Origin of the sequence: Nitrosomonas oligotropha (genome assembly GCF_900106555.1) — a bacterium.
Taxonomy (GTDB): domain Bacteria; phylum Pseudomonadota; class Gammaproteobacteria; order Burkholderiales; family Nitrosomonadaceae; genus Nitrosomonas; species Nitrosomonas oligotropha_A.
The window spans coordinates 75,632-88,041 of the sequence record NZ_FNOE01000004.1 but is presented as its reverse complement, the minus strand read 5'-3'; the positions used below and the strand labels follow the sequence as shown (position 1 = coordinate 88,041).

7 protein-coding genes are annotated in these 12,410 nt (G+C 49.0%); all 7 read right to left on the bottom strand.

All coding sequences use genetic code 11. From position 1 onward, the window contains the following. Positions 1–105: 105 nt before the first annotated feature. The 7 genes from BLU57_RS03870 to BLU57_RS03840 all read right to left on the bottom strand — a co-directional run bounded on the left by BLU57_RS03870 (position 106) and on the right by BLU57_RS03840 (position 12,401). Positions 106–639, bottom strand: coding sequence for a YfiR family protein (locus BLU57_RS03870; protein ID WP_256206102.1), 534 nt, complete (start codon positions 637–639; stop codon positions 106–108). 56 nt (positions 640–695) lie between these two features. Then, complete coding sequence (locus BLU57_RS03865; protein WP_090316464.1) at positions 696–2,813, bottom strand: TOL_0244 family TonB-dependent receptor; 2,118 nt, start codon at positions 2,811–2,813, stop codon at positions 696–698. Further along, complete coding sequence (locus BLU57_RS03860) at positions 2,801–4,864, bottom strand: TonB-dependent receptor plug domain-containing protein (RefSeq protein WP_090316462.1); 2,064 nt, start codon at positions 4,862–4,864, stop codon at positions 2,801–2,803. The genes BLU57_RS03865 and BLU57_RS03860 overlap by 13 nt, the downstream gene beginning before the upstream one ends. A gap of 167 nt (positions 4,865–5,031) precedes the next feature. Next, a complete protein-coding gene (locus BLU57_RS03855; protein ID WP_090316459.1) occupies positions 5,032–6,975 on the bottom strand; it encodes a GGDEF domain-containing response regulator in 1,944 nt (647 codons plus the stop codon). After that, positions 6,962–9,082, bottom strand: coding sequence for an EAL domain-containing protein (locus BLU57_RS03850; RefSeq protein WP_090316455.1), 2,121 nt, complete (start codon positions 9,080–9,082; stop codon positions 6,962–6,964). The genes BLU57_RS03855 and BLU57_RS03850 overlap by 14 nt, the downstream gene beginning before the upstream one ends. Beyond that, positions 9,079–11,841: a response regulator gene (locus BLU57_RS03845; RefSeq protein ID WP_090316453.1), complete on the bottom strand. Its 2,763-nt coding sequence runs from the start codon at positions 11,839–11,841 to the stop codon at positions 9,079–9,081. Before BLU57_RS03845 ends, BLU57_RS03850 begins: the two co-directional genes overlap by 4 nt. Further along, the gene (locus BLU57_RS03840) at positions 11,841–12,401 is read right to left on the bottom strand and encodes a YfiR family protein (protein ID WP_090316450.1); all 561 of its coding nucleotides are present in this window, start codon (positions 12,399–12,401) and stop codon (positions 11,841–11,843) included. The genes BLU57_RS03845 and BLU57_RS03840 overlap by 1 nt, the downstream gene beginning before the upstream one ends. Between the last annotated feature and the right edge of the window lie 9 nt (positions 12,402–12,410).

Here is a 12,410-nt window from a genome sequence, read left to right as displayed (position 1 = left end):
AATTGGCTGATAAAAAATGACTATTTCTTACAAAAAAGCAGGAATTTTTGTGCAGGGATAATTACAGTGACGTTTGGGAAGGGCTCCGGCAATCGAATGCCGGGGCTATTGATACACTTTGACAGCAAGTTGCAGTAATTTTGAACTGATATCCAATCCGGACTTGCGTGCAATTTCCAGATTAATTTCAAATACAATTTTTTCATTGACCAGATTCATATTGATCATTATCCCGTGGGATATGGCATTGGGGCTGTCGGCCAAGGTCAGGATAGGCTGCGCCGGTAAGTTGCTTAATAAGTTTGATAGCGAGCTGCCGGCCGATTTTGAGAAAAATACCACTTGGCAATCCGCCAATTTTTCCGGATTGTTGATGCGCACTATTTTGATAGCGCGCTTATCCAATGGTTTGCTCTGTAATTTATCGATTTCACTGCCAAAATAGTCTTCGCCGTAGACACAAAGATGAATGGTTTGTCCGGTAGTGTCCGGCCATTGCGTGAATGCGACAAAGTTATAGATAAAAGCCGCTTTGACCTGATATTCAGTGATACCGCCCGCTTGGGCGATTGAGTGTGTGACCGGCAGACCGTAACCTAACCCCAGGGCCAGAATGAAGCCGTAGACACATCGTTTCACGATTGTGCTTGAGCGTCTGATGAGTTGGTTAAGTGTGGGCATATTCATTATTCTGATTAGAAGCGCCACTGTGCCCCGCCATAGATTCCTCGCGGAATAAAGGCTGGTGATGAAGGCAGGAAATCAGCCACGAACTCTCGATGATTCTGACTAAACAGGTTTTGCCCGACAACGAACAGCTCAAGGTTTTTGACCGGTTTATACGTTATTTTGGCATCCATCGTGATATAGCCGGGGATGTTGTAATACGAAATATCACTGATGTAGCGCAACCAGAGATTAGCCTCCAATTTATCCGAAAAATCGTAGTTTGAACGGAGCGACACTTGATGTTGAGGATTGACTTTGTCAGCCCCGCTGGTAATGGGATCAAACTTTCTTGTTAGTGAACTTGCGGAGATATCCATGTGCAGAAAACTGTAATTTCCTTGCAAGCGCCATTTGTCGGTTGGTTTCCAATCGGCGGAAATCTCAAATCCGTAAGTTAATGCGGATGCTTTATTATTGCCCATGACCGGCAACAACAGTTGAATGGGCATCCCTGTGCTCAGCGACAATGCGCCGAAACTGGCATCGCGCAGCTGGCTATAATCGTTAACAAATCCGGCGATGTCGACGGACGCGCGCGGAGAGAATTGATGACGATAGCCTAATTCATAAGCGATGAGTTTTTCGGAATTAAAGCCGTGCGAGCCCTGGATTACCGCCAATATCGGGAAAGGCAATATCGACAATCCCGGAAAATCACGTATTTGCGCCGAATTGATACGAATGTCGTGTTCAGCGCGCGAAGGGGTGCGAACTGCGCGTGAAACCGCCATCCAGAGCGAGTTATCAGCATCGGGAGTCCACATGAGGCGTGCATTGGGCTGTACCTCCAATCCGCTAAAATCATTGTGATCCAATCGAGTGCCGATTGAAAACCGCAAGTAATCGGGTATTAGCGAGATTTCGTCGCGAATAAAACCGCTGAAGAGCTGATTGGTGCGCGTGCGCGGATTAAAATTAATGATGTCGGTATCGAAGAACGTATTGTGATAAAGCCGGTAATTCGCACCCCAGGTTAAGTCATGCCGGTCGAGCCAGGAGAAACGGTGCTGAAAATCAAGATCAAAGCTTTCAGCATCATAATCAACAACCGGCAATATCTTCTGGCGGATACGGTCATAGTAGGTTTGAAACATGATGGAAGAGCGATCGGACATTGTCCGGTCCCAACGGAAACGGATATTTCCCCCTTCCTCATAGCCACGGTAACCGTTGATCGGAATGGCTGGCAAATCGAGTACCGCTTTATTGATTCTATCGCCGTTGGAATTAAAGAAAACATCGCCTTGCAGGGTGAACTGATCAATCCCGCGGTTATGGTCTACGCGGAATCCTCCCCTAGACGAATGCCATTGGTCGCGATTGTTTTCTCCGGATAACGATGCCGTATTGTCTCGCGTGAAGCCTTTGGCATAAACACGGAACGGTGTATCTTCATTAATTTTCCCGCCATATCGTGCACCGGCGAAGGCGTGTTCAAAACTTCCACCGCCCGCGCTGAGGAGTGTTCCCTGGGTATCGGCGGCTTTCTTGGTGATGATGTTAATCACGCCATTTACTGCATTCGCGCCCCATACCGCAGCGGCAGGCCCGCGAATCACTTCGATACGTTCGATATCTTCCATCAACGTATCCTGATGCTCCCACAATGTGCCTGAAAATAAAGGGGAGTAGACGCTGCGCCCATCCATCAGGACTTGCAGTTTATTGGCGAAGCGGCCGTTAAAACCGCGCACACTGACAGCCCATTTATTCGTATCGATACGCTCTACTTGTACGCCAGGCGCCATTCTTAAGGCATCCGGAATGCTGGTGGCGCCGGAGCGGCGAATATCATCCTGAGTAATCACAAAGACAGCGGATGCCACTTCCGTTAGTTTTTGCGGACGCCGTGACACCGTGGTGACTTTGATGTTCATCAATTCTTCGATGCTTAAATTCAGAAATTGATCTTCGGCAAGCTTGCCGCTTGCCGGTGCAAGTTCTACAAAACACCCCAGGAAGCAGAGAACAGTGAGCTGCAACAGCCGTTTACGCATTAGAGTCAGCTCCCGGACTGCAGGCTCGGTTTGCATTCCAACGAGCTGATGGATTGTTTGTCCGGTATTCATCGCTAAAACTGCCATTCCGCTCCGGCATAAACGCCGCGCGGTATATAGACTGGAAATGAAGGGAGAAAATCGGCAGAGAATTCTCTGTGATTCTGGCTGAACAGGTTTTGCCCGACCACAAATAATTCGACATTCTTGAGGGGGCGATGCACCAGTTTGGCGTCCATGGTGACGTAGCCGGGAATCCGATAGAAATCCACGCTGCTGACATAACGCAGCCAAAGATTGAGCTGCAATTTTTCCGATAAATCGTAATTCGAGCGGACGGATACCTGATGTTGCGGACTGACTTTGTCGGCACTGCCGGTTGTCGGGTCGATTCGTCTTAGTGGCGAATCGGAGTGAATATGCATATTCAGGTAACTGTAGCTGCTTTGCAGACGCCATTTGTCATGCGGTTTCCATTCAATCGATGTTTCCACCCCATGTGTATGCCCCGAAGCTTTGTTGGTCAGTCCGACCGGTAGTATCAAATGAGGCGGGAAGCTTGCGTGAAACAGCGGCAATCCGACAGATAGGTCGCGTAACTGGCTATAATCATTGTAGAAAGCGGAAATATCGATGGAAGCCTGAGGTGAAAACTGATGCCGGTAACCTATTTCGTAGGCGATTAGCTTTTCCGCGTTGAAGTTTGAAGCACCATTGAGTTGTGCCAAAACCGGAAACGGGAGCAGCGCTGATAAACCGGGAATTGCACCGAGTGTCCGGGTGTTGAGCTGAATATCATTTTCCGCCCGGGAAGGTGTCCGTACTGCGCGAGAAACGGCCATCCAGATCGAGTTTTGGTTATCCGGTGTCCACATTAAACGTGCATTAGGCTGGATTTCCATGCCGGTGAAATCGTTGTGATCAAAGCGTGAGCCCAGATTGAGCCGTAAGCGTTCGGGCAATAGCGTGATTTCATCGCGAATGTAAGCACTGGCAAGATGATTGGTTTGCTCACGCGGACTGAAGGAAATCAACTCGGTGTCAGATACTTTGTTGTGATAAAGACGGTAGTTCGCCCCCCACGTCACATCGTGTTTGTCAAAAAGCGGGAAACGATGTTGCAAATCAATGTCGAAACTTTCGGCGCTAAAAATCGAGCTGGTTAACAAGCGATAATCGACACGATCGTAATATGTTTGCAGCATGATGGCCGATTTTTCCGAGAACTTCCGGTCCCAGCGCAGGCGGATATTGCCGCCTTCATTATGTCCTCTGGCCGTTTCTGCCTGGATGATTGGCGCGCTCAATTGCGATTTATCCAGCCGGTCGCCAAAGGCGTTGTAAAAAATATCACCTTGCACGGTAAACAGATCGATGCCGCGCGCATGATCCAGCCGGAAGCCTCCTCTGGCTTGATGCCAAGCATCGTTGGCGTTCTCCCCGGTGACTGTTTTCATGTGGTCGCGGGTGAATCCCTTGACATAAAAACGGTAGTGCGTGTCGTCGTTGATTTTTCCGCCGTAGCGCGCGCCCGCAAAGCCGCGCTCAAAGCTGCCGCCGCCACCGGAGATTAATGCCCCCTGCGTATCGGCAGCTTTTTTGGTGATGATATTGATCACACCATTAACCGCATTGGCGCCCCAGACTGCCGCATTAGGGCCGCGGATGACTTCGATACGTTCGATGTCTTCCATCAGCGTATCTTGCTGTTCCCATTGCACTCCGGCGAACAGCGGATTGTAGACACTGCGGCCATCCATCATGACTTGCAGCTTGTCGGCAAAACGTCCATTGAAGCCGCGTATGCTAATGGCCCATTTATCTGTGCCGATGCGTGCGACCTCGACTCCGGGTGCCATGCGCAAGGCTTCCGGGATACTAGTTGCGCCCGAGCGACGGATGTCGTCTTGGGTGATGACGAAAATAGCGGATGGGACTTCGGATAGTTTCTGCGAATGCCGCGATGCAGAAGTAACTTCGACTTTCATCAATTCTTCGATGCTCAGATCGAGAAAAGGATTGCTCACCGGCTGCTTTCCGGTGATCGATTTGTTTTCGGCCGATGCGGTATTTGCCAGCCAGCAGAGGGCAAGGACGATGAATAGCTTCGGATGGAATAGTTGTGCCGGATTAAGCATCGAAACCAAAAGTCATCAATTTCCGGTGAGTGCGATCGTGCGGCATTTGTTTTTGTTAAAAACGATATCTGTCAGAAGTTGCCATGATACTGTGTCAGAGAATTCTTCAAAACCTTAATTACAGCAAGTTCAGGTTTGTTTTTCCAAAAAAGAAGAGTTTTTACGGACTAAGTTTTGATCGGAGGTTTTGCGATGACGGACGGTGCTGCCAGGAGTCTGTTTTTAAATGTCAGAAAAACCCGGTTTCTCCCTGCGTTTTTGGCGGCATAGAGGGCTTTGTCGGCTGCGTTGACCAAATGGTCTTCGCTTTTCATGCCGGATTCTTTTAACGCAACACCAATACTGATGGTGACTTGGATATGAATTTCACCGATATTGATTTGTTGCTGACTGATTTGCTGGCGCAGTCTTTCGGCGAACTGAATAACTGATTTGGCATCCGAATTTCCGAGCTGGCATACGACCAAAAACTCTTCACCGCCCATGCGGCAAAAAGTATCGCCTTTACGGGCGGTTTTGCGGATGATCGTGGATATTTCTTTCAATACTTTATCACCCACCGCATGGCCGTAGCTGTCGTTGATTGCTTTGAAATGATCAATGTCAAGGAGCATCACAGCCATCAATTGCCCAGACCGGTTGGCGACACTCCAGGTTTCCGCCAGCGCTTCCATGCCGGAGCGCCGGTTCGGTAACTCCGTGAGCATGTCGGTTAAGGCAAAGTACTCCAGTTTGCGGTTGGTGACCGCCAGTTCAGCGGCAAAACGCTTGAGTTGTTCGCGGTCCCGCTCCCAGGATTCTTGTAGTTGCCGGTAGTGCCAGGCTGCCCGCAACCGGGCCCGGAAAGCGCGGATGTTAATCGGCTTGGTGACGTAATCATCCACACCGGCGTCGAATGCCTTAATGACTTCTTCTTCATCTTCGATGCTGGTCAGCATGATGACGTATAAATTTTGCCCCCACTCGGTCGCGCGTAGGGATCGAATCAGTTCCAGTCCGTTCATGACTGGCATCATCCAATCGGTGATAACGATATGTGGTAAGACTTCCATTGCTAGCGCTAGCGCTTGTTGACCGTCACCGCTGGTGAACACGGTGTGGCCGAGTACATTGGCGAGCAATTCTTTAGTGAGAATAAGACTGGTGGGATCATCTTCGACTAATAGGATACGCAACGCAGCGGCATTCGTTGCATTTTCCGGGCGTGGCGCCGAAGCGTTCATCATCTTGTGGAATGGCAGAGGAAAGTCCATGACCGGAATCTTCAATATCGCTCCCCAGGCGTGCCATTCTTGCACGATCTGGTCGATAAAAGCACCGAATGTTTCGGTGTCCAGGCCAATTTTCCCGCCCAGTAGTATCAGTGCGGAGATATGCTGGTTCCGTGTGGATTCTTCGGTTACAGCGAAATCCGCGATTTGTTTTGCCAAATAGAGCAGATGCACAATCTGGTACGGGCGGGAGCCTTCGGAGAAACCTGATTCGTCCGGGGTTTCATGATAGTAAATGGATTCGACAAAAATCGTGGGAAAGCCGAAATTGATCAACATGGCTGCCGTCAATTCGTTATGGTCGGTTTGCAGATACTGTTGTTCCAATTGACTCAATGTAATGTCAGGCGATTGTTGCAGCAGTATTTCAGAATACTTGTCCGGGTAGATTGTAGCCAATGCCAAGCAACCGATACGCATCATCAGGCCGCAGGCAAATAATTCATCAGGTGCTGTCACTCGGGTTACTTTGCCCAATTCTTGCATGGCGATCGCCATCAACAACGAATGCGACCAGAATTCCTGGTAGTCAAATCCTTGGCTGGAGCCTTTCTGATATTGGTCGATCAAGGAAAAACCCATGGCCAGTTGCTTGACCGCGGTCAAACCGACACGCGACACTGCATCCGAGATCGATGAAACCGCACGTGCGGTTTGTTTGGTGGCATTGGCGCGTTGAATCAGACGGCCTGAGAGTGCCGGATCGGTCTGGATCAGTTTGGTGATTTCACTGATGGTGACATCCTCTTGCCGGCAGGCTTCCAGCAGAGCGAGCGCTACGCCTTTGGGACTGGGCAGTGAAGAGCTGATATTTAATTGATTGATGTCAGCTACTTTCATGATTGACTCCATTCGGTCTGAGTGGCTCAATGCGCCACTGCTTATCGGTAAGCGCGAGCATTTCTTGCATCGTGATCGGCTTGCTGAAATAGTAGCCTTGCAAAGTTTCACAGCCAAAATATTTCAAGACCTGCGCCTGATTCAGTGACTCTATACCTTCGGCGGTAATGGAAAAGCCAAGATTTTTCGATAACGAGATAATCGCCCGGACAATCGCGAGATTTTCTTTTTTATCCAGTAAGCCGCGCACAAAGCTCTGGTCCACTTTGATGTTATTAATGGGTAAGCGCTTTAAATAATTCATCGACGAATAACCAGTACCGAAATCATCCAAGGCAATTTGGATATGATGTTCACGCAACGCAAGCAGTGTTGCCAAGATATTTTCGCTATGCTCCATCAAGGCGCCCTCGGTAATTTCCAATACCAGCTTGCCTGGTGGAAAACCGGTTTCCGCCAGGATATCGAGCACATTTTTAACAAAATCGGGATTCTTAATTTGCAGCGGCGAGAGGTTGACCGCAACCTGTAATGGCCGTCCGCGTTGATGCCATTGCGCGGCTTCGGTGCAGGCGGTTCGCAGCACCCAGTCACCGATCGGAATAATCAAGCCGTTTTCTTCCGCCAGCGGAATAAAGTCAAGCGGCGAAATAAGCCCTTGTTTAGGATGTTGCCAACGGATCAGCGCTTCCACCGACTGGAAGTTTTCTTCCGCTACATCCAGTTGCGGCTGGTAGACAAGATAAAATTCATTCTGTTGTAATGCATTGCGTAAATCATTTTCCAGATGCATGCGTTTCTCGGCTTGAAAGGTCAAGTCGACGTTGTAGAACTGACAATTATCCCTGCCCTCATTCTTGGCGTGATACATCGCTGTATCCGCATGCTTGAGTAAAGTTTCCGCGTCTGCGCCATCGTCCGGATACAAAGCAATTCCGATGCTTGCGGTTAACACGACATCGCGGCTCTCAAGCTGGAAAGGGCGGCGCATGGCTTCGCGGATGCGGTGCGCCAAAATCAGTGCATCTTCGGTGCGCGGAAGATTGGGAATGACAACCGTAAATTCATCACCTCCGAGGCGGGCGAGTTTAACTTCCGGCTGTTCGGTATTATTGCGGGAAACAAAGTCGGAAGGGCGCGTGCTGCTCTGTAACCGTTCGGCCGCCCACTGTAGAATGGTGTCGCCGGTATTGTGTCCCATGGTGTCGTTGATACTTTTGAATCCATCCAAATCGAGAAACAGTACCGCTAATTTGTTACCCGTAAATTGGGCGCGTTTGATTTCGCTCTCCAAGCGCTCCATGAACGATTGACGATTGGGTAATCCGGTCAGATTATCGAAATAAGCGAGGTGAAATATTTTATTTTCTGAGTCTTTGCGTTCCGTGATATCGCGCACCAGGCACAGTGTTTCCTTGGGATCTATAACCACGATACGGTTTTCATAGTATTTGGTTTTGCCGTCGGCCAGTTTGAGCGGGTACTCGAAAAGCTCCACCGTGCCGTGGCTGCGCGCACGATCAGCCGCGCCCAGATAAAGACTGACAATTTGTTCCGGCAGACTTTGGCTTAGTGTGCTTTCCGCACCGGCAGTCAACCAGGGTGTGTTATCCGGATGGCTGCAGATATCGATAATCTTGCCTTTATCGTTCAAGATGAACATGGTATCGGGAATGGCGCTGAAAATTGCAGTACTGCGCGCATTGGCAACTTTGAGCGCGAGCATGTTCAGATAACCGCGCCGCAAGTACAAAATGCGATAAGCGATTAGATTCCAGTTGATGGGTTTGGCAATAAAATCGGTCGCGCCGGCTTCAAAGGAACGGTTGATCGATTGCATATCATCCATTCCGGTGACCATCATGATGGGTAATTCGTCGCCTACTCTCTCCCGTAAATACGAACAAACCGCATAACCGTCCATACCCGGCATTTCAACATCCAGCATGACCATATCCGCAGGCCTTGAGTCAAACAAGCGAACCGCTTCCACGCCGTCGCATGCCACGGTGACATCGAAGCCTGCTTTTTCTAAAGCGGCCTGCATCAGTAATCTGACCGTTGCATCATCATCGGCCAGTAGGATTCTGAAAGATTCTGTTGTCACGATGGATTGAGTATTTTTTTAATCTCGGTAATTACGCTTTGGTATTGTTGCTGCATGTGTTGCTGTAGCGTGTGCGCATGAGCGAGTTCTCCTGACCGGCCATCCGCTTCCAGTTGCTTAAAGATGGCGGATAAGTCTTCGGCGCCAATATTGCCCGAACTGGATTTTAACGCATGAGCCGTTTGGCGCAGGCTATCGGCATCACAATTCAAGAGGGCCTGCTCAAGCTGGCGGATATTGCTTTCAGCGGATTCGAGAAAGGCTTGCAGAATTTTGTTCAGTAAACTATTTCCACCCGATGAATCAAGTTCCCGGATTTGATTCAGCCGTGTTGGATTGAGTGCAGGCATAATGTTAGCATCATGTTTCATATCAATAGCTTCTAATTCTACAGCATTCAATGAGTTACTTTTTTCTTTAGATAACCAATCCGTGATTTTTTGCTGCAATTGATCGATTGAGTAGGGTTTGGAAAGAAAGTCATTCATCCCGGCATTTAAGCAATGGGTGCGATCATCTTCGGTTGCATTTGCCGTCAGTGCAATGATGGGGATATTGCCGTATTGCTTGCGAATTTCCGAGGTTGCTTCAAAGCCATCCATTACCGGCATTTGACAATCCATGAGGATAATATCGTACGAATTGCTGTAAACCAGTTCTACCGCTTGTTTTCCATCGTTCGCAATGGTCGTCTCCATGCCAAGTCTGTTCAACATCGCTTTAGCCACTTCCTGATTGACCGGATTGTCTTCAGCGACCAGGATCCTGCCCTTTATTCCGGCTGTAAGCTGAGCCGACGGAGCTTGCTCAATAACATCCTCCGTGGCGGATTTTGCGAGATCGCGGCCCATTACGTCGCGGATAATTTCAAATAACTCCTTCTGGCGGATTGGCTTATTGACGCAACGCAGAATCCCGATACTTTGTCTTTCCAACTGGCTTGCATCACTGTGGGTTGAAGTGAGCATCATCATGCGCGTTTTACGCATGCCGGGGTGCGCATAAATTTTATCGGCCAATTGCAAGCCGTTCATTTTGGGCATGTGCATATCCAATATGGCTAAATGAAAGGGTTCGTTGTTTTCCAGCGCCTTGTTCATGAACATGAGTGCTTGCTCGGCCCCACTGGCGCACACAACGTTAATTTGCCAGTTCTGCAACTGTATTTTAAGAATCTCCCGGTTGGTCTGATTGTCATCGACAACCAATGCCCTGATGCCAATTAAATCGGCCATATTGGAGGAATGGCTGTATTCCAGCTGCGATTTTTCCAGCGGCACATGTATCCAGAATTTGGAACCTTGACCCGGCAAGCTTTCGACATGGATGCTTCCGTCCATCAGTTCCAATAATCGTTTACAGATCGTTAATCCGAGACCGGTTCCGCCATATTGACGCGTTGTAGAACCATCGGCTTGTGAGAAATGCTGGAAGATCTTGTCATGATACTCCGCAGGAATACCAATCCCGGTATCTTCCACGCATATGCTGATATTTGATCGTGTCCCCGATTCATTGGTCAGCGTGGTGCGAACGACTACTTCGCCCTCTGAGGTGAATTTGATGGCATTATTAAGCAGATTCGCGATGATCTGACGTAACCGGAACGAATCTCCGCGTACCATGAAGGCGATATTGGGCGGGGTAAACTGTGCCGCCAGCTCCAGGCCTTTTTTATCTGCGGGCTGCGCGAACATAGCCAGTGTGTCTTCAATCATCTTGACCAAGTCAAAATCGATGATTTCCAATTCCATGTGATCCGACTCGATTTTGGAGAAATCAAGAATGTCGTTAATGATGCCCAAAAGATGTTGTCCTGAGCTTTGGACGGTATCTGCAAAACGGCGCTGATCCTTATCCAGGTGCGTATCCAGTAACAGCTCGGTCATACCCAGAATGCCGTTCATCGGCGTGCGGATCTCGTGGCTCATCGTGGCCAGGAATTCACTTTTCGCTTTACTCGCGGCTTCAGCGGATTCTTTCGCCAGCAACAGTTCGGCTGTTCTTTTCGTGACTTCGTCTTCGAGGTGATCGAGATGGTTTGCCAGCTTTGCATCGCGTTCTTGGATCATCTCCAGCATGTTATTGAATCCCTTCGATAGCGTATTCAATTCGGTAATCGCACCCGGTTCCAGCCGTGTGGTGTAATCCGCCTTGCTGGTGACATGCACCATCACGGAAGAGAGCTCGTTGAGCGGGTCGAGCACGGAGCGGTTAAATCGCTGCAGCATCAGGTTGGCGACGAATAAAGCGATGATCGCTGCGGCGAGGGTAATGACAACATACCAAAGAATCTGCCAATACAGCGGAGAGAGGGTAATTTCCAGATAAAGACCGCCCAAGAGCTGGTCATTGAAGTAAATGGGTTGCGTGATGGTTAATGAATGAATATCCGACGTATAGTTTTCGGTCAATGTCGGCAAGGATTCCGGGAGCGATTTGTTCTCAACCGAGTACTGCACAAATTGTTTTTTTTCTTCATTATAGATAACCGCAGCCTGTACTTCCAGGGTGTTGTTGAGGGAGCGTAACAGCGTTTCGGCAGTCGTCTTATCCTGGAACATCAATGTCGCTACCGCATTTTCCGCCAGTAATTTCGCTGTTGATTGACTGGTTTGTAATAACGAGAAAAAGCTGATGAAGAAGCTGCTCAAAATTACCAATGTTGCAACCAGCAGCATGGCGGTGCCCTGTGTGGCAAAACTGATTTGCTGCAATTTGGCGCGCAATGTTACGGCGGCCGATGATGAACTCTTCATTATTGATATACCTCACTGGCGAAACGTAGTAATTGAGAGCTGAGTTTTAAGCCATTTCTTTTCGCGCGTGCGATATTGGCTTCAAAGGTTACTTTACCCTCTTTGATAGACATGTTGATCACAACACCTTGCAGGCTGGCATTTGGGCTGTCACTGATGGTTAATATCGGCTTCTCGTTCAATTGATTGAGGATGGTGCCCAGATCGTGAATAACCGACCGGGAAATAAAAACAATCTGACACGCGGCGAGATCTTCGATAGTGTTCTTGTGCTGAATCACGATCTCTTGCTCGCTGGTTTTTTTGCCGCGTAAATGTTGCAGATGTTCACCAAATGGATCATCCCCATAAATGCAAAAATTCAAATTGAGGCTTTGCTGCTCCGGCCATTCAGTATAAGCGATGAAATTATAAAGGAAAGCTACTTTTAAACGGTATTCCGACGGTTGCTCGGCGCGTGTCACGGGCGAGTGCACCGATAACGCAATGCAGCCGATCATAGCCATAATCTTGGCTATGCGTTGCGCTTGCTGGCGGAGTTTTTTGAGCGGAAATGTCATATCGGCGCG

Coding starts and splice junctions, on each gene's coding strand:
- BLU57_RS03855 (WP_090316459.1), bottom strand. CDS start 6,975: ATGAAAGTAGCTGACATCAATCAATTAAATATCAGCTCTTCACTGCCC.
- BLU57_RS03840 (WP_090316450.1), bottom strand. CDS start 12,401: ATGACATTTCCGCTCAAAAAACTCCGCCAGCAAGCGCAACGCATAGCC.
- BLU57_RS03860 (WP_090316462.1), bottom strand. CDS start 4,864: ATGCTTAATCCGGCACAACTATTCCATCCGAAGCTATTCATCGTCCTT.
- BLU57_RS03845 (WP_090316453.1), bottom strand. CDS start 11,841: ATGAAGAGTTCATCATCGGCCGCCGTAACATTGCGCGCCAAATTGCAG.
- BLU57_RS03865 (WP_090316464.1), bottom strand. CDS start 2,813: ATGGCAGTTTTAGCGATGAATACCGGACAAACAATCCATCAGCTCGTT.